Raw genomic sequence first — 18836 nt, 5'->3', positions numbered from 1 at the left:
AAATAATCAATCCATCCAAATTCCATCCACGCCATTGGGTCTGCAAATAAATCATCATAGTTTGTTTGTCCTGATTGAGTATCGGAACCTCTTGGATCAACTGATTTGTTTCTCCATACACCAAACGGACTAATTCCAAATTGTACCCAAGGTTTTAGTTTCTTGATGGCATAATTAGTACATTTTACATAATTATTAACGTTCAGTCGTCTCCAGTCTGCAAGTGATAAACCATTTCCATATTTAGTATAAGCGTCAACATCATTGAAGTCTTGACCTGCAATTTTATAAGGATAAAAGTAATCATCAAAATGGACAGCATCAATATCATAGTTTTTTACAACTTCATCCACAACGGCCACTAAATGATTTTGTACTTCAGGTAACCCTGGGTTGTAGTAGTATTTTTCACCATATTTAATCATCCATTCAGGATGTTTGATCATATCGTGGTTGGGACTAAGAGTTTCTTTTTTTAAGTCGAAGGTGGCTCTAAAGGGATTAAACCAAGCGTGAAATTCAAATCCACGGGCATGGGTTTCATTAATCATCCATTCCAGAGGGTCGTAATAGGGATCTGGTGCTTTACCTTCTTTTCCAGTTAAATAACGAGACCAAGGAGCAAATTTAGAAGGATAGAAAGCATCACCTACACTGCGTATTTGCACAATTACAGCGTTGTAATTTAACTTTTTATAGGTATCTAATATTTCAATAAAATCAGCTTTTTCTTTTTCGACTCCGTCAATACTGGTTTTGGGCCAGTCAATATTAACTACAGTAGCAATCCAGACTGCTCTAAATTCATTTTTCGGATGCATTGTATTTACTTGTGCATTAGTTGTTGAAAAAAAGATTACTAAAAAGAAAGAAAGTACAGCTACTGAGATGTTTCGGGTCATTATCCAGATGTTTTTTATCAAAATCAAAAATAGTTTTTTTAGAGAAGTTTATGAGGGTAAAATCAAATTAAATTTATCTAAATAAAAGCATACAATTTCTTTGCCAAAGAATTTGAAAGTTAATTCTTTTGGACAAAAAAAAACTCCAGCCTAAGCTAGAGTTTAATCTATTTGTAAAGAGTAGTGTTTATGCTTCCTCCATGGTATGATATACGTTCATCACATCATCATCTTCTTCCATTTTTTCAATTAGTTTTTCAACATCAGCCATTTCAGCTTCAGTTAGCTTTTTGGTGATTTGAGGAATACGCTCAAAACCTGACGAAAGAATTTCTAGACTCCTAGATTCTAATTCTTTTTGGATGGTTCCAAAACTATTAAAAGGAGCATAGATTAAAATTCCATCTTCATCCTCAAAAACCTCTTCGGCACCAAAATCGATTAATTCTAATTCTAATTCTTCTGGGTCAATTCCTTCTTTAGGAATACGGAAGTTACATGTATGGTCAAACATAAATTCAACTGAACCTTGCGTTCCCATTGTACCATTGCATTTGTTAAAATAACTTCTCACATTCGCAACCGTTCTGTTGTTGTTATCAGTAGCAGTTTCAATCAAAAGCGCAATTCCGTGAGGAGCATAACCTTCAAATAATACTTCTTTATAGTTGGCAGTGTCTTTATCCGTAGCTTTCTTAATAGCACGTTCCACATTGTCTTTAGGCATATTTGCTGCCTTAGCATTTTGGATTACGGCTCTTAATCTTGAATTGGCATCAGGATTTGGTCCACCTTCCTTAACTGCCATTACGATATCTTTTCCAATTCGGGTAAATGCTTTAGCCATTGCTGACCAACGTTTCATTTTTCTACCTTTTCTGAATTCAAATGCTCTTCCCATTTCTGATTTTTATTTTTAATGCGGTGCAAAAATACAATTATTCCGCTAGTTATAAAATGAATATTAGTTGTGTTTGGTTTTTTGGAACAGATTAAAGAAATGAGAGAAATTTATAAAATCTCATCTTCTGCTTTAATCACTTATGTGTTCTTCTATCTCTTAAATAAAATCTTCTATGTTTAAAAAAAACTTAGCCTCTTAGCAACTCAGTTACTCAGCACCTCTCTTTTACTTCTTATAAAACGGCAATTTAACCACCTTAGCCAAAGCATCTTTTTTCCGAATACGAATAAATATTTCGCTATCAACAGCACTATTGTCAACAGTTACATATCCTAAACCAATTCCTTTATTTAATGAAGGCGACATCGTTCCTGAAGTTACAATACCAATTTCGTTTCCATTTGCATCTACAATTTCGTAATCATGACGTGGAATCGCGCGTTCTTGCATTTCAAAACCAATTAGTTTTCGACTAACACCCGTTTCTTTCTGTTGTTTTAAGTTGGCTGAATTGGTAAACTCTTTATTAAATTTTGTAATCCATCCCAATCCCGCTTCAATAGGTGATGTTGTGTCATTAATGTCGTTTCCGTACAAACAAAAACCCATTTCTAAACGCAACGTATCTCTTGCAGCCAATCCAATTGGTTTGATTCCAAAAGCAGCTCCCGCTTCAAAAACTGTATTCCAAATTTGTTCAACTTCATTATTCTTGCAATAAATCTCAAATCCTCCAGCACCAGTATACCCTGTAGCCGAAATAATTACATGTTCGATTCCTGCAAAATCACCTACTTCAAAATGGTAATAAGCAATTTTACTTAAATCTACAGAAGTTAAGGATTGCATCGCTTCAACGGCTTTTGGCCCTTGAATGGCTAGTAAAGAATAATCATCGGATAGGTTTTTCATCTCGACATCCAAGTCATTTTGGCTCGAAATCCATTCCCAATCTTTATCTATATTCGACGCATTGACCACCAATAAATATTGTTCGTCTTTTATTTTGTAAACCAATAAATCATCCACAATTCCACCCGTTGCATTTGGCAAACAAGAATATTGCGCTCTACCGTCTACTAAAGTAGCAGCATCATTCGAAGTTACTTTTTGAATTAAAGCCAACGCATTTGGACCCGAAAGTAAAAATTCACCCATATGCGAAACATCAAAAACACCCACAGCATTTCGAACTGTTTCGTGTTCAGCATTAATTCCTTCGTACGAAATGGGCATGTTGTAGCCTGCAAAAGCTAGCATTTTAGCTCCAAGACCTTCGTGTATCTGCGTAAGCGCCGTATTTTTCATGGTGATTTTTATCTATTTTTTGAAGGCGCTAATTTATTGCTTTTTTATGTACTAACCAAAGCGAAAGCCATACAGATATATAGTCTTTTTTTTAGGAGCTAATCCAGCTGTCCGCTATATCTTTTTCTCCTTTTGAAAAAAAAGGAGAAAAAGGATGCCGCTTCCATCTGGGCTAGGGCATTCCAGTTCAATATACTTTTGTAATTCATTTAAAAATTGTAATTTCAAGAAAAATTGAACAAAATGAAATCAGTAAAAACCATTGATAAAAACGAAATCCTAAAACGTTATAAAGTTATAAGTCCCACAACGCACAAAGGAATTCAAGGACACGCTTTATTGATCGCAGGAAGTTACGGAAAAATGGGCGCAGCCGTCCTAGCCACTAAATCCTGTATCAAATCTGGTTGTGGCTTGGTAACGGCTTTCATCCCTAAATGCGGGTATCCTGTTATGCAAATTGCCAATCCTGAAGTAATGGTCTATACTGACGATGTCGAAAAACGTATTTCTACCATAAATTTTAGTATTCAGCCAGATGCCGTTGGTTTAGGACCAGGAATAGGGACATCCTTTCAAACTCAAAAAGCAGTTTTGAAATTCCTTAGAAACAATCATTACCCCATGGTTATTGATGCCGATGGATTGAATATTTTATCTAAAAATAAAGAAAGTTTGACTTTTTTACCTCCAAAAACCATTCTGACGCCACATCTAAAAGAATTACAAAGATTAATTGGGGAATGGCATACTGAAGACGAAAAAATAGATTTGACTCTTTCTTTTTCCAAAAAATATAATGTGATTGTGGTGGTAAAAGGAGCTCCCACATATATTATTGATGGTTCAACGATGTACAAAAACACTACTGGAAATGCTGCATTGGCAACGGCAGGAAGTGGTGATGTTTTAACTGGAATCATCACTAGCTTTTTGGCACAATCTTATCCGCCTATAGATGCTGCAATTCTAGGTGTTTACCTTCACGGCCTCACCGCTGATATTGCATTGCCTGAAACAGGAATACAATCCTTTATAGCTTCGGATATTATTAAGTACCTCGGGAATGCATTTTTGAGCTTAGGAACTCCATAATTGTTAATAAAAAAGGATTGTTTTCGACTGGACTTGTAAAACTTTCAATTTCAAATGAGGTATATTTGGGAGTAATCAAAACCCAAAAGTGATGAGAATAGAAAACGAACTTAAATTAGGATTCAAAGATGTAATGATCAGACCCAAACGTTCCACACTCAAGAGTAGGTCACAAGTTGATTTAGAACGTAGTTTCAAATTTTTGCACAGCACAACCATTTGGACAGGAATCCCGATTATCGCCGCCAATATGGATACCGTTGGGACTTTCGAAATGGCATTGGCCTTAGCCAAAGAAAAATTATTCACTGCCATACATAAACATTATTCCATTGAGCAGTGGGCTTCTTTTTTAAAAGAACTACCTTCTGAAATGTATGACTATATCGCAGTGAGTACTGGAACTGGAAAAAATGACGCCAAAAAGCTAGCCGAAATTCTTCTAATTCATCCTGCTTTAAAATTCATTTGTATTGATGTGGCCAATGGATATTCTGAACATTTTGTCGACTTTCTCAAACAAACTCGAAAAGCGTATCCTGATAAAGTTATCATAGCAGGAAATGTGGTTACGGGCGAAATGGTCGAAGAACTATTGCTTGCTGGAGCTGATCTTATTAAAGTAGGCATTGGACCAGGTTCCGTTTGTACTACAAGAGTCAAAACAGGAGTAGGATATCCCCAACTATCTGCTATTATAGAATGTGCCGATGCTGCTCATGGATTAGGTGGTCATATCATTAGCGATGGCGGTTGTACTACACCAGGGGATGTTGCTAAAGCTTTTGGTGCGGGAGCTGATTTTGTTATGCTAGGAGGGATGCTTGCAGCCCATACTGAAAGTGGAGGAGAACTGGTAGAAATCAACGGAAAGAAATTCAAACAATTCTATGGCATGAGTTCGACTACAGCGATGAAAAAACATGTAGGTGGTGTAGCAGAATATCGTGCTAGCGAAGGAAAAACCGTTAAAGTGCCTTTTAAAGGAGAAGTTATAGATACGGTTTTAGATATTTTGGGAGGATTGCGCAGTACGTGTACTTATGTAGGAGCTTCTCGATTAAAAGAGCTCACCAAAAGAACCACTTTTATTAGAGTGAGCGAACAAGAAAATAGAGTTTTTACTCAATAAATGATGATTACCATTGAAAATGCCACGATTCAAGATTTAAGTATCAAAGAGTGTATTGCACATCAAATTTGGCCATTAGCCTACGAGAAAAACTTGTAACGATATTATGGCTCACAAATGAGACAGATTAAACGGATTATTTTTAATCTCTGAGGTTAGGAACTTATTCTATAATTACATCATGTTTAAACAACAACCCTTTCAAATTTTCTAAAGAAAATACAGCTTTTTTGAGTTTGGTATTCTTTGGGTCTATGGTATAATTTCGACTGGTTGAAAAATCGACTTTATTAGCAGTGGCTTTATCAAATTCGGCACGGTATAAATCACAATTAGCAAAAGAAACGGATGTTAAATCAGTTTGCATAAAATCCACAGCTATCATACTACAATTAGTAAAAGTAGTGCCTTTCATTTTGAGTGCGTAAAACTTTGAGAAATCTAAAATACACTCTTTAAAATGGATTTCAAAAATGAATTTATCAGTCATTGCAAAATTTACATCATTGATTTTACAACGATTAAAATGAACTGTTCTGAAAGCGACATGATTGATTTTTGTAGCATTAAAATTGCAATTATTGAACGTGCAATCAATGAACGTTACGGCTGTAAAATGGCATTGCGTAAAATCACAATTTGTAAAAACACATTCTTCAAATTCTTTGAAATTGACTTCTTCCCTTTGGTACAGGATGTTTTGATAAGTTTGATCGAGGAAGTATTCGGGCACGTTTTTTTTTGTAAATGTAATAATTTCGCTTTAATGAATGTCAATCTATTAAAATGAAAATCTGCATTGAAAATAAGTACGGAAATTTTTCAATTGTTTAAAGGTTTACTTGTAGTAAGTAATAAAAACTTTGTTGTTTTTTTGAGGTTATATAATACTCAAAGGAATAAAAATAAACCATATGTTGCAGCATTATAAACATGACAAACTTTTTTAAGTTATCGAAAGAAGTATTTTTACAATTATAAAAAAAAAGTTATTAAAGTGATAACTTATATGATAATAATAATTCATTTTAATCTTTAAGACTATTCAATATTTGAAAATAAAAAAGAACAGTCTTTAAAGAAATTGCACGTCAAACTTTATAAAATAATGATAAAATTCTTGCAATTTACGCTAGTTAACTTTATTACAGCATTCGGATTTGCACAAAATAATAAAGTATCTATTGATGTAACAAACCTTAATGAACCAAAATGAACAAAAAGGTAGTATTCATAGAGATATTATTGCTATTCTTAGCTGTAGCTTGTAGTAAAAAAATAAAACCAACTGTGGTATCTGAAATGAATTGGAAAACAGTTTCATCGGCAGATAATTCATTACCTATCGCTCGTCATGAGGCTGCTTTTATTAGTGTAGATAAAAAAATGTTCCTTATAGGTGGTCGTGGGATTAAACCTGTAAGTATTTTTAATGTTCAAACCCAAAAATGGAGCAAAGGAAGAAAGCCACCTATTGAATTACATCATTTTCAACCCGTAGTGTATCATGGTAAAGTTTATATTATTGGTGCATTAACAGGGCCTTATCCAGCAGAAACACCAGTGCCTACTATTTATATTTATGATACTAAAACAGATGTGTGGTCTAAAGGAGACACGATTCCTACAGTTCGATTAAGAGGCTCTACAGGTAATGTTATTATAGGGGATATGGTGTATGTTTCTTGCGGTATCATTGATGGACATCGTAGTGGACACCAAAAAGGATTAGATAGTTACAACCTTAAAACTGGTGAGTGGAATGTGTTACATGACGCACCTCGTGCCAGAGATCATTTTCAAGCTGTAACCACTAATGGTAAAATCTATGTTCTAGGGGGAAGACAATCAATGGCTCCAAATAAAACCTTTTCTGAAACAATTGGTGAAGTTGATGTATATGATATAAAAACAAATAACTGGGAAACTTTAAAAGCTCCACTACCCAATCAAAGAGCTGGATCAATGTCAACGGTTTATCATAATGAGATTTTAGTAATAGGAGGAGAGTCAATGCGTCAAGGACAAGCACACAGCGAGGTTGATGCTTTGAGTCTCACAAATCATACTTGGCGCGTTTTTTCGCCTTTAGTAAGAGGGCGACACGGATCAGGAATCGTAATCTATAAAGATGCTCTATATATTGCTTCAGGAAGTGGTAATAGAGGTGGATCACCTGAATTAACTACAATGGAAAAATACTAATTACAAATATAAAAAATGAAAACGTTAAAAATCACAGCACTTTTGAGTGTGTTTATTCTAGGATGCGCCTCCAAAAATGAAGCACAATCGGTAAATAAATCACAACCCAACGTAATCCTTATCATGACGGACGATCAAGGGTATGGCGATTTAGGAGTTACAGGAAATACCATCATTAAGACACCAAATATTGATTCTTTTTATGGTGAAAGTTATCATCTAACTGATTTTCATGTGGGGCCTACATGCGCACCTACACGTTCGTCTTTAATGACTGGTCGTTATGCTAATAGCGTGGGGGTTTGGCATACAGTGGGAGGATGGTCTTTGCTTCGCGAAGGCGAGAAAACCTTGGGTGATATGTTTACCCAAGCTGGTTATATTACAGGAGCTTTTGGAAAATGGCACTTAGGAGACAATTATGATTTTAAACCTGAGAATAGAGGTTTTCAGGAAACCGTTATGCTTCAAGGTGGTGGAGTGGAGCAAACTCCTGATTATTGGGGGAATACTTATTTTGACGATACTTATTTTAAAAATGGTAAACCTCAAAAATACAAAGGATATTGTACAGATGTATTTTTTAATGAAGCTATTAAATTTATTAAATCGAATAAAAAGAAACCCTTCTTTTGCTATTTAGCGCCTAATGCTCCTCATGGACCATATAATGTTCCAGTTAAATATTACAACCTATATAAAGATCTTCCAGAAACTGTTTTGGCTGACAAGCAAAAACGTTTTTACGGAATGATTTCTAATATCGATGATAATTTTGGAAAACTTCGTAAAACTTTAACGGATCTTAAAGTGGCTGATAATACCATTTTAATTTACATGACTGATAATGGAACTTCTGGTGGATATTATGCCAAAGGAACAAAAGTTACAGGGTACAATGCTGGAATGCGTGGAACTAAAGGAAGCGAATATGAAGGTGGACACCGTGTACCTTTCTTTATTTACTGGAAAGACGGAAAAATTTCAACTTCCAAAGATATTAACGAACTAACAGCGCAACTTGATATCATGCCTACTTTGGCTGAAATGTGTGGCATTCAGTTACCAAAAGACCATAAAAAATTAAACGGAAAAAGTATCCTTCCTTTGTTGAAAGGTACAAAAACGTCTGACGACCGTATGCTAGTTACCGATTCTCAACGAATTCAAAATCCTGAAAAATGGAAATCTTCTGCCGTGATGCAAAACAAATGGCGTTTGATCAACGGAAAAGAATTGTATGATATAGCAAAAGACAAAGGTCAAAAAAATAATATTGCAGCACAACATCCTGATAAAGTAGCTGACATGAGAAATTTCTATGAAAACTGGTGGAAAGAAGTTTCTGTAGATTTTGATAAAGAAGTTTATTTTAAACTAGGAAACAAACTAGAAAACCCTATTGCGCTAACGGCTCATGATGTACATGCTGAGAATGGGCAACAACCATGGAATCAGCCTAGCATTCGTGTAGGGCAAAAAGGATCTGGATATTGGAGTGTTAATGTCCTTGAAGAAGGGAATTATGAGGTATCGCTAAGAAGGTATCCACTTGAGGCAAATTTAGCCTTAAATGCCTCTGCAAAAGCCATTACCAAAAAAGAAATCCCAGGTCTTGAGGAAGATGTTCCTGCTGGAAAAGTGATGAATTATGTTGCTGCTACCATTAATTTTGGTAACACGGTAAAAGAAAAAGTAAACGTAGCACCAGCTGATTTTGCAGCTAACTTTAAAGTGCACTTAAAGTCAGGAAAAACAACGTTAAATGCTAGTTTTATTGACAACAAAGGTGAGGAAAATGTTGCTTATTATGTCTATATCAAGAAAATTTAAATACAACAATATACCACCACCAAAAACTCTTGAGCGATCTGGAGTTTTTTTAAAGTATTTGGGTGTGTCACCATAGTTCAAAGGGGCTTTAGATACTTTGTCTTTATTTAGCCCCTTTGTATTATGCTGTCAGGCTTTCCGCGCTACTTCGGTAGCTTGCTTTAATCCCTCACACAGATTAGACACAACAAGAGATTACAGAATTTGGTTGGGTATAAAAAAAAGACTCCAGTAACAATTTTACATTTGTTACTGGAGTCTTTATTAAATATAATGAGTTAAACTATTACTTCGCTTCAGGTTTATCTTTAAAAACTTCGATTTCAAAAATAAGGGTTGCATTTGGTGGAATTACTCCGCCAGCTCCACTTTCTCCATACGCTAAACTAGAAGGGATTACAGCAATAATTTTCTCACCATAAGTCAATAATTCTATTGCTTCAGTAAATCCAGGAATCATACTGTCTTTTTTCCCCACTTGATATGGAAAAGCTTGATACCCATTTTGAGCAGCACGATTTGGATTGTGTTGTCCGTAATCTTTGCTGATCTCTTCATAACTAGTATCAAATAAATTTCCATCTTCAAAATAACCAGCATAATGGAAGTAAATTGTAGAACCAGGAGCTGGTTTTACACCATTTCCTTTGTTGATAATTTTATAAGCTAATCCTGAAGGAGTAGTAGTAGCTGAAGATTTTACCTCATTGATATAAGCTTTTTTTGCATCGATTACAGGAGCATATTTTTCAAAATAGGCTTTCTTTTGCTCTTCTTGTAATGCAATTTCTTTTTTTCTGTTTTCTTCGTCAATCAATGCTTGTTTTTTATCATCTTCAGCTTTGTTGTTGTAATAACTAGCAAAAACCTTAGCAGCATCAAATTTTTTGGCTTCTTTTCCCAGTTTAGCAATTGTAATTTTTGTGATTGCGTCTCCTTGAGCAATAGTGTTTACAACGTCCATTCCTTGAGTAACATGACCAAAAATAGTATGTTTACCGTCTAACCAAGGCGTTTCTTTATGTGTAATAAAGAATTGAGTTCCATTTGTTTTTGGTCCAGAATTAGCCATGGCTAGAATTCCTCCTTTATCAAACTTCAATTCAGGTAAAAATTCATCTTTGAAAGAATATCCAGCACTTCCAGCACCTGTTCCTTCAGGATCTCCTCCTTGAATCATAAAGTCATTAATTACTCTATGAAATTTTAATCCATCATAAAAAGGTTTCCCTTTTAATTTTTCATCAGTTACAAAAGTATTTTTTCCTTCAACCAATGAAATGAAATTAGCTACGGTCACAGGCGTTTTTTTGTATTCTAAAGCGATGACAATATTCCCTTTTGAAGTATTTATTGTTGCAAAAATTCCTTCCGCTGGAATTGGTTTTTTGGCTACTGTTTTAACTGTAGTTGTTTTAGTAATTACAGTTTTATTTGTTGTTTGCGCTTGGAGGTTTAAAACACCAAAAAGCATTAAGCATAAAAAATTTAATTTCATTGTAATAGTTTTAAGATCTTTTTAATTTTGAGTTTATTGTTGTGATTCTAGTAATTCAATTTCAAATATGATATTAGCATTTGGCGGAATAACATCACCTGCACCACCTGCACCATACGCTAAATGAGATGGGATAAATAAAACTGCTTTATCTCCAAAAGATAATTTTTCAAGTCCTTCGATGAACCCAGGAATCATACCATCTTTTCGTCCTGCTTGAAATGGAATCGGAAGGTATTGTTTTGCTTCGGCTCTAGCGGGATCAAACTTTCCAAAAGTCTGAGCAACATTTTCGATATTACTATCAAAAAGTTTACCGTCTTCAAGGAAACCTGCATAATTTATGTAAATTTCAGTGCCTTTTTTTGGTTTTTGTCCACTGGCTTTTTTGGTAATTACATATTTCAAACCTGTTGAAGATCTAGTAGCTTTAGACTTTAAAGCACTAAAATAATTAGCTTTATCTTCTCTTACTTCTTTAAATTTTTCTTCATAGGTAGATAGTTCGGCTTGTTTTTTCTTTTCCTTTTCAGCCTCAATAGAAAAATAGTCATAAAAGGTTTTTTCAGCATTGAACTTTTTAGCAGCTTCCCCTTTTCTAATGATAGTCACACTTTTCATAACATCATTTTGTTGGATTTGATTAACAACTTCCATGCCTTTACCAACTACATGACCAAAAATGGTATGTTTCCCTTCTAACCATGGTGTGGTAAGGTGTGTGATAAAGAATTGACTACTATTTGTTGCTATACCATTATTTGCCATTGCTAATACACCAGCACCATCAAATTTTAAGTCGGTAATTTCATCCTTAAATTTATATCCAGCACCTCCAGCACCACTTGCTAATGGATCTCCAGTTTGTATCATGAAATCATTTATGACACGGTGAAATTTTAACCCATCATAAAATGGTTTTCCTCTAAGATGATCATTGGTTACAAAGTTGTTTTTTCCTTCTGCTAATGTTACAAAATTTGCTACTGTGATTGGTGCTTTGATGTAATTGAGTTCAAGAATAATTTCTCCTTTATTGGTGTCTATTTTAGCATATAAACCATCTGGAAGGTCGTTACTCGCGTCTTTACAAGAATAACATGTGATTATTAATAATAAAAAGTATAAGATATTTTTTTTCATGGTTGTTTTAGTATTATTGTATACTGTCTTTTGGTTTAATAGGTGCTTTGATACTCTTTTTTTCTGATTTAACGGTTGGAGTTGGACTATCAGGAAGGGTATTTCTTTCTGTTATTAGATTTGGTGATTTTTGAATTTCTTGTTCTTTTTGATAGGCTATTTCAGATTTAAAATCATTAAGAGTTACTGTAATAAACAAAGGAGTATTAGTGCCAATTTTTTTTGTATCACCACGGTATCCATACGCTTTATGGGATGGAAATAAAAAATTTACTTTCTCACCACGATGCATTAATTTTATTCCATCTCTAAGACCGATCAAAACATCTTGTTTGTCAACATAATACGTTTGAGGTCTCAGTTCTAATTCAGAGTAAATGATGTTACCATCAATATCTTTGATTTCATAATTAAAGAAAGCAATATCTCCTTTTTTAGGCGTAATCGTATCTAAATCATTTTTAATGACATAATTATACCAATATCCTTTTTCGGAAGCAATGTATTGTGTTTTTAAATCCTTTTTTATAATGGCTTTTATTTTCTCTTCTTCGCTTGCGTTTAATTTTTTATTTCTATCGATTGATTTCTTCATGAAAGTACCGGACGAATGTGAAATAGGCCTTCTAACATCTTGGTTGTGTTTACAGCTCAATAGCAATATTGAAAAAATAAAACCAAATACTATTTTATAATTCATGTTCTGTATAAGTTAATTGCGTTACTATGTTTTCAAATTTCTGAATGGTTTCTACCATTGATAATTCTGATCTTCCTCCAGCGGCATTTCGATGTCCCCCTCCGTTAAAATGATCTCGTGCAAATTGATTCGCATCAAAGTCTCCTTGAGAACGGAAAGAAATCTTAATTATTTTCTCATCTTTATTTTCGATAAATATAGCAGTAAAAACAATTCCTTTTATACTTAAACCATAATTTACAATTCCTTCAGTATCTCCTTTTACATATTGAAAAGAATCTAGTTCTTCTTGTGTCAAAGTAGTATAAGACGTTTTATATTCAGCGAGAATCTTCATGTTTTGAAGTGCTCTACCTAATAATTGCAAACGACTATAGGAACTATTATCAAATAATAAATTAGGAATTTGAGTATTTTGAACACCTAAATCAATTAATTCAGCTACAATTCTATGAGTGTTTCCAGTTGTTCCTGGGAATTTGAAAGAACCAGAATCAGTTAATATTCCAGTGTAAATACATGTTCCAATAACAGTATCGATATATTCTTTTTTATCCAAAAAGGAAATAAAATTATAAATCATCTCACAAGTAGATCCAATCGAAGTATCTGAATACATAAAATTAGCATAATCATCTGGTTTCTGATGATGGTCAACCATAATAAAAATTGCTTTTTGTTGTGCCAAAACCACTTCCATCTCGCTACCTGTTCTATGAAAAGCATTGAAGTCTAATGTGAAAATTAAATCAGATTCATTTAATATTTTAGTACAGTTTTCTTTGTCTTTTTCAAAAACTTTCACTGTATCCGAACCTGGTAACCAAGCTAGAAAATCAGGGAATTCATTAGGGACCATTACAATGGCTTCATGATTGAATTTTAATAAAAAATGATATAAAGCTAATGTAGAGCCCATTGCATCTCCGTCTGGATTGCGATGAGGAATAATAGTAATCTTTTTTGGAGTCGCTAATAATAGCTGTATGGCTTGAATGTCTTGTGTTTTCATAGGGTGCGAATTTACATTTTTTTACTGTAAAACAGTACTGTAAATTAAAATTAACACGATTTTAGAAAATAACTTTACGTATAAAATTTGATATATTAAATCTATGAATTGACAGCAATGAATTGGGCTTGAAATCACACAAAATTGGAGAATAATTTAGCTAAGGTGTTTTAGAGACGACTTTACACTAAAAAAAATATTAGAACTTGCATAAGGTAATTTTTTAGTGAAATTAAATTTCTAAACAACGAAATTATGTTAATTAGTATAATTCTTGTCTGCCTTTTTTAGATTTAGTTGTCACTAATAACAAAATATAAGTTACGATCAAAAGACTTACTAATTAGTGCTCAATTTTTTTCTCATGCGTTTGCCCTAGGTTCTTAGTCAGCTTGTTAAGGATCAGGATTAGTTAATGAAAAAATACAAAAAAAGCAGGGCATTTTAGACCAAATCACAGTACCAAAACCCAAAATCATAAGCGGTGCTGTCATTTGTATCACATGCTGTGTTAGACGGTTTACTTTCTTTTGGCTTTTCATATTTTCGGTAAACAACTTCGCCAATTTCAAAAGCGATAGGTTTAGAGAAAATAGGACCATCAAAAGTAAAAGTGTGAAATTCTCCGTTTTCACCACAAACATCAACTCCTTCTGGGAGGTCATTAATAAAATCTTGATCAATCACTCGGCCTACAAAACTTTTATCAAGGTATTTTTCATTTACACAAACCACAATGGTTTTGAATCCTAATTCAATAAACTCTTGAATCAAATCGGTTGTTGGGATTTTCCATAAAGGGAATAAGCCTTTGAAGCCCATTGTAGCCAATTTATCTTCACGGTATTTACGCAAATCTTCCAAGAAAATATCACCAAAAATAGAATGTGTAATTCCTTGTTCTTTGAGTTTTGTCAAGGTATTAGACATTACTTCCTCATAAACTTCCATGGTGGGCATTTCGGGAATTTGCATGATTTCAAGCGGTAATCCGATGCTTTGTGCTTGTTGATGTAACAATTCGAGACGTACACCATGCATCGAAATACGTTGGAACTGTTGGTTGACACTCGTAAGTAAGCAACAGATTTCAATATCGGGATTTTGTAGTGTTTTGTATAGGGCTAAAGCAGAGTCTTTTCCGCTGCTCCAGTTGAATAAGGCTTTTGTTTTCAATGGGGTTTTCTTATGGATTCAGGGGGTAAACTTACGAAAAATGTTGCTTTATGTTGATGAAACCTTTTGTAACTTTGGATTTTAGAAAAACACATTCATCAATGAAATACCTATTTCTATTTCTCTCCAGTTTTATTTTTGCACAACAAACACCTTCGGTTGATTTTAAAAACGGTTCAGGTAAAATAACACTCAATACCCAAGAAAAATCCATTTCAGGACAGGTGAGTTATGAATTTGATATTTTAAAATCAATTGACACCATAAAAATCGATGCACAGAAAATGAATTTTGAAAATGTTAGATTGAATGGTCAGGAGATTACCTATATAAATACGGATTCCCAATTGCAATTAATCTCTAAATTCAAAAAAGGAAAAAACAAATTAGAATTTGATTACAAAGCGTTCCCAAAGCAAGCGTTGTATTTTGTAGGAGATTTTGATGGAGGAACATCAGCAATTGCATCCCAAATCTGGACGCAAGGACAAGGGAGGTACACAAGCAATTGGTTTCCGAGTTTTGATGATGTGAATGAGAAAGTAACGTTCAGTCTCCAAATTACTTTTGATAAAGACTATCAAGTAGTTTCGAATGGTGTATTAAAATCTAAAATAGATTCAAAGGAACACACTACTTGGAAGTATGCAATGTGCAAACCGATGAGTTCATATTTATTGATGTTGGCTATTGGAAAATATGATAAATATACAGCCAAATCTAAATCTGGAGTTCCACAAGAAATGTATTTAGAAAAAACAGAAGCTGCCAAATTTGAAACTACTTTTCGCCATTCTGTGGCTATGTTTGATTTCCTCGAAAAGAAAATAGGAGTGAAGTACCCTTGGAAGGTATATCGCCAGATTCCCGTTCGGGATTTTTTGTATGCAGGAATGGAGAATACCAGTTCTACGATTTTTTCGAGTCGGTATGTGGTGGATTCAACTGGTTTTGAAGATAGAAGTTATACGAATGTAGATGCACATGAATTAGCACATCAATGGTTTGGAGACTTGGTGACGGCCGAAAGTGGAAAGCACCATTGGTTGCAAGAAGGTTTTGCGACTTATTATGCATTATTAGCCGAAAGAGACATTAAAGGTGATGATTATTTTTATGCTAAAATGTACGAGTCGGCACAACAAATAAAATATGCATCTCGAACCGATACGATTCCTGTTTTGAATGCCAAAGCCAGTTCTTTGAGTTTTTATCAAAAAGGAGCTTGGGCATTATTCGTTTTGCATGAAGCGATTGGTGATAAAGCTTTTGCGAAAGCCATAAAAAGCTATTTGAATAAATACCAATACCAATCGGTTACAACAGATGATTTTTTTGCAGAAATCAAGAAATTTTCCAGTTATGATATCAAATCTTTTAGTAAAGTTTGGCTAGAAAATTATCGCTTTAATACCCAAGAAGCAAATGAGTTATTGTTAAAAAATAAAATGATGCAATTGCTGTTTGAAGTTGAAAGTTTAAAAAGTAAATCATTATCTGAAAAAGAAGATTTCTTCAAAAAAGTATTAAAATCTGATGTAAATTCTTTTGTAAAAAAAGCCATTGTAAACCAATTAAAAACGGAAAAATTCGAAGCTAAAAAAGAGTTATTGCAACTGGCTTTGAATACAATGGATATAACTGTACGACAAATTGTTTCGGTAAATTTACCTAAAATTCCTGAAGATTTCCGATTGGATTATGAGACACTTTTAAACGATAAATCGTATGAAACACAGGAAATCGCTTTGTTTTATTTATGGAGAAATTTTCCTGAAAAACGTTTCGATTATTTAAACCTATCTAAAAATTGGATTGGGTTTAACGATTACAATTTAAGAACCTTGTGGTTGTCATTAGCCTTATCAACTCCAGATTATGTGGCTGATAAAACACCTTTTATAAACGAATTAATTCAATATTCATCACCAAATTACGAAGCGATAACGCGCCAAAATGCTTTAGAGAAACTCATTGGTTTTAAACTGGCCAATGATGAAGTGTTAATCAATTTAGTAAAAGCAACAACACATCATATGTGGCAGTTTTCAAAATTTGGTCGTGATACGATACGAAAAATGCTCAAAGAAGGAGCGATGAAAACTTCCTTTGAGCATATTTTACCTAAATTAAATGAAGCCGAACAGTTTCAATTAAATCGATTATTGAAGGAATTGTAATTTAAAAACAAAGCCATAAGAGATAAAAAAGAATCGCAGATTCGCTAATTTTTTTAATAATTTTAAATGTAAATAAACCGTTTTAAACGGAATTAGCGCAAATTTATTTATCCCTAATAAAAAAAGGGTTTAATATAAATTTGCGAATTTACGGTTATAAAATTTTAGGTGTTAGACCATGCTTTAACTTACCATAATTCACTCACTTCGTCTTTGATGAAAGCGATAGCCGTATTACTTGGAGCCATTTTTTCGAATAAATCATTTAACACACATTCTCTTAAACTATCAGCATCTGTTACTTTTTCATTTTGAGCTGCCATTCTAATTATTTGGATGGTAGCATTTTTAGCTGTTAGAATAATCGACCAACATTTAGCCGAAATGTAAATTTGTTGTGCCAAATTATGCTCAAACTCTTGTTCAATTTGTGCTATTATATAGTTTTGGTATTCCATTTTATCATTCGATATAGGATGAATTCGAACTAATAATTGCGAAGGATTAATACGTTCCATAAACAAGGTCATACGCTCATATGCCTGTAGTCGCAACGGCAAAACTGCAGGTTTAGTTTCTTTTTGCAACAACCATCTTCTTGTGTTTTGTTGGTCTTTGAAATGAGCGTCAAATAAGTAGTAAGCAACTCCTCCAGTGATTAATGAAGGAATAGTATAGGATAGTAATTCTATAAAATGGGATGTATTCATTTTTTCTGATTTTAAGTTACAAAAATATACTTTTTTGAATAGAATTAACTTCAAATGCTGTGTTTATATCCATTTTGGAATCTTACTTTTGCAGGATTATTTTTTAATGGCTTATCATGGAATCTTATATCCTAATTTTACTTTGTATCGCTGCTTTTGCTGCAGGTTTTATTGATGCCATTGTAGGTGGAGGTGGACTAATTCAAACACCAGCAGGATTAATTTTATTACCTAATTTACCTGTTTCTACAGTCATTGGAACACTAAAAATCCCAGCGTTTAGCGGAACTTCTTTTGCAGCTTTTCAGTATTTGAAAAAAGTAACCATGAATTGGCGTTTACTCTTTTTAATGATGTTGATCGCTTTGCCTTCTGCTTTTGCGGGTTCTACTTTGTTGACCTATATGAGTAATGATTTTATGAAACCGTTGTTACTTTTTATTCTTTCGTTATTAGCTATTTATACGTATGCAAAGAAAAATTTTGGTCAGCATATCGAAAAAGACATGACTCCTCGTCAGCAATTGATTAATGCTGCTTTGATAAGTTTCATTGTTGGTTTTTATGATGGTTTTATTGGTCCAGGAACCGGAAGTTTTTTTGTAGTAGCTTTTATTGCCTTGATGGGATTTGACTTTTTACATGCTTCTGCCAATGCGAAGATGGTCAATTTAGCGACAAATTTTGGGTCAATTTGTTTGTTTATGCTCAAAGGAAAAATCATTTGGATGATAGCAATTCCTATGGCGGTAAGCAATGCGATAGGAGGATGGATAGGTGCTAAATTAGCGATTAACAAAGGAAATCAATTCATCCGCATTTTCTTTTTAATAGTTGTTGTGGGAACGTTGATCCGATTTGCATATGATGTTTTTTGGAACAAATAAAAAAGATGAATTTTAAGAAATTGATTCAAATGGTTTAGTAATTACAATATCTTCCAAAACTTTAATTTCAATATTTAGATTAGTAACAAAACCAATAATCTCATTTGAGTCAATTGGATATTTATGGTTTTCTACTCTTAAAATTTTGTCA

The 18836-nt window shown here is 33.7% G+C and carries 16 protein-coding genes; 6 read left to right on the top strand and 10 right to left on the bottom strand.

Translation table 11 applies throughout. The annotated features are described in order from the left end of the window. The 3 genes from WBQ70_RS00470 to gcvT form a co-directional block, all read right to left on the bottom strand. On the bottom strand, window positions 1-902 hold a 902-nt coding region (locus WBQ70_RS00470; RefSeq protein ID WP_423909040.1), incomplete at its 3' end, for a glycoside hydrolase family 10 protein. Between the two features lie 187 nt (window positions 903-1089). Then, entirely contained in the window at window positions 1090-1803 is a 714-nt protein-coding gene (locus tag WBQ70_RS00465; protein WP_423909038.1) for a YebC/PmpR family DNA-binding transcriptional regulator, read from the bottom strand. A gap of 228 nt (window positions 1804-2031) precedes the next feature. Continuing rightward, complete coding sequence (gene gcvT, locus WBQ70_RS00460) at window positions 2032-3114, bottom strand: glycine cleavage system aminomethyltransferase GcvT (protein WP_423909035.1); 1083 nt, start codon at window positions 3112-3114, stop codon at window positions 2032-2034. 243 nt (window positions 3115-3357) lie between these two features. On the opposite strand from gcvT, the gene WBQ70_RS00455 reads away from it, so the two are divergent. Next, window positions 3358-4209, top strand: coding sequence for an NAD(P)H-hydrate dehydratase (locus tag WBQ70_RS00455; protein ID WP_423909032.1), 852 nt, complete (start codon window positions 3358-3360; stop codon window positions 4207-4209). Between the two features lie 91 nt (window positions 4210-4300). Further along, window positions 4301-5341 (top strand): GMP reductase, encoded by a 1041-nt coding sequence (locus tag WBQ70_RS00450; RefSeq protein WP_423909029.1) that lies wholly within the window; start codon window positions 4301-4303, stop codon window positions 5339-5341. Between the two features lie 163 nt (window positions 5342-5504). Here the strand turns inward: WBQ70_RS00450 and WBQ70_RS00445 are convergent, their stop codons facing one another. Then, window positions 5505-6074, bottom strand: a complete 570-nt coding sequence (locus WBQ70_RS00445) for a pentapeptide repeat-containing protein (protein WP_423909026.1) — start codon at window positions 6072-6074, stop codon at window positions 5505-5507. A gap of 479 nt (window positions 6075-6553) precedes the next feature. On the opposite strand from WBQ70_RS00445, the gene WBQ70_RS00440 reads away from it, so the two are divergent. Together WBQ70_RS00440 and WBQ70_RS00435 are read left to right on the top strand one after the other, a co-directional pair. Then, complete coding sequence (locus WBQ70_RS00440; RefSeq protein ID WP_423909023.1) at window positions 6554-7546, top strand: Kelch repeat-containing protein; 993 nt, start codon at window positions 6554-6556, stop codon at window positions 7544-7546. 15 nt (window positions 7547-7561) lie between these two features. Beyond that, the gene (locus tag WBQ70_RS00435) at window positions 7562-9379 is read left to right on the top strand and encodes an arylsulfatase (RefSeq protein ID WP_423909020.1); all 1818 of its coding nucleotides are present in this window, start codon (window positions 7562-7564) and stop codon (window positions 9377-9379) included. A 286-nt stretch (window positions 9380-9665) separates the two neighbouring features. On the opposite strand, the gene WBQ70_RS00430 is transcribed toward WBQ70_RS00435, so the two are convergent. The 5 genes from WBQ70_RS00430 to WBQ70_RS00410 form a co-directional block, all read right to left on the bottom strand. After that, window positions 9666-10877: a peptidylprolyl isomerase gene (locus WBQ70_RS00430; protein ID WP_423909017.1), complete on the bottom strand. Its 1212-nt coding sequence runs from the start codon at window positions 10875-10877 to the stop codon at window positions 9666-9668. Window positions 10878-10910: 33 nt separating this feature from the next. Beyond that, window positions 10911-12020: a peptidylprolyl isomerase gene (locus WBQ70_RS00425; protein ID WP_423909014.1), complete on the bottom strand. Its 1110-nt coding sequence runs from the start codon at window positions 12018-12020 to the stop codon at window positions 10911-10913. Window positions 12021-12033: 13 nt separating this feature from the next. Continuing rightward, window positions 12034-12720 carry a gliding motility-associated peptidyl-prolyl isomerase GldI gene (gldI, locus tag WBQ70_RS00420; RefSeq protein ID WP_423909012.1) on the bottom strand — a complete coding sequence of 229 codons (687 nt, stop codon included), beginning with the start codon at window positions 12718-12720 and terminating at the stop codon, window positions 12034-12036. Beyond that, window positions 12710-13732: a DHH family phosphoesterase gene (locus WBQ70_RS00415; protein ID WP_423909009.1), complete on the bottom strand. Its 1023-nt coding sequence runs from the start codon at window positions 13730-13732 to the stop codon at window positions 12710-12712. The genes gldI and WBQ70_RS00415 overlap by 11 nt, the downstream gene beginning before the upstream one ends. 444 nt (window positions 13733-14176) lie before the next feature. Then, complete coding sequence (locus WBQ70_RS00410; RefSeq protein ID WP_423909007.1) at window positions 14177-14908, bottom strand: diphthine--ammonia ligase; 732 nt, start codon at window positions 14906-14908, stop codon at window positions 14177-14179. A 101-nt stretch (window positions 14909-15009) separates the two neighbouring features. On the opposite strand from WBQ70_RS00410, the gene WBQ70_RS00405 reads away from it, so the two are divergent. Beyond that, window positions 15010-17088, top strand: coding sequence for a M1 family metallopeptidase (locus WBQ70_RS00405; RefSeq protein ID WP_423909005.1), 2079 nt, complete (start codon window positions 15010-15012; stop codon window positions 17086-17088). 188 nt (window positions 17089-17276) lie between these two features. Here WBQ70_RS00405 and WBQ70_RS00400 read toward each other — a convergent pair whose 3' ends face one another. Beyond that, complete coding sequence (locus WBQ70_RS00400; RefSeq protein ID WP_423909002.1) at window positions 17277-17798, bottom strand: hypothetical protein; 522 nt, start codon at window positions 17796-17798, stop codon at window positions 17277-17279. A 116-nt stretch (window positions 17799-17914) separates the two neighbouring features. On the opposite strand from WBQ70_RS00400, the gene WBQ70_RS00395 reads away from it, so the two are divergent. Further along, window positions 17915-18685 (top strand): sulfite exporter TauE/SafE family protein, encoded by a 771-nt coding sequence (locus WBQ70_RS00395; RefSeq protein WP_423908999.1) that lies wholly within the window; start codon window positions 17915-17917, stop codon window positions 18683-18685. Window positions 18686-18836: the final 151 nt, after the last annotated feature.

The organism is Flavobacterium sp. (assembly GCF_049590715.1).
Lineage (GTDB): Bacteria > Bacteroidota > Bacteroidia > Flavobacteriales > Flavobacteriaceae > Flavobacterium.
The sequence above is the reverse complement of the archived record's forward strand: the minus strand, read 5'-3'. Positions and strand labels throughout refer to the sequence as shown.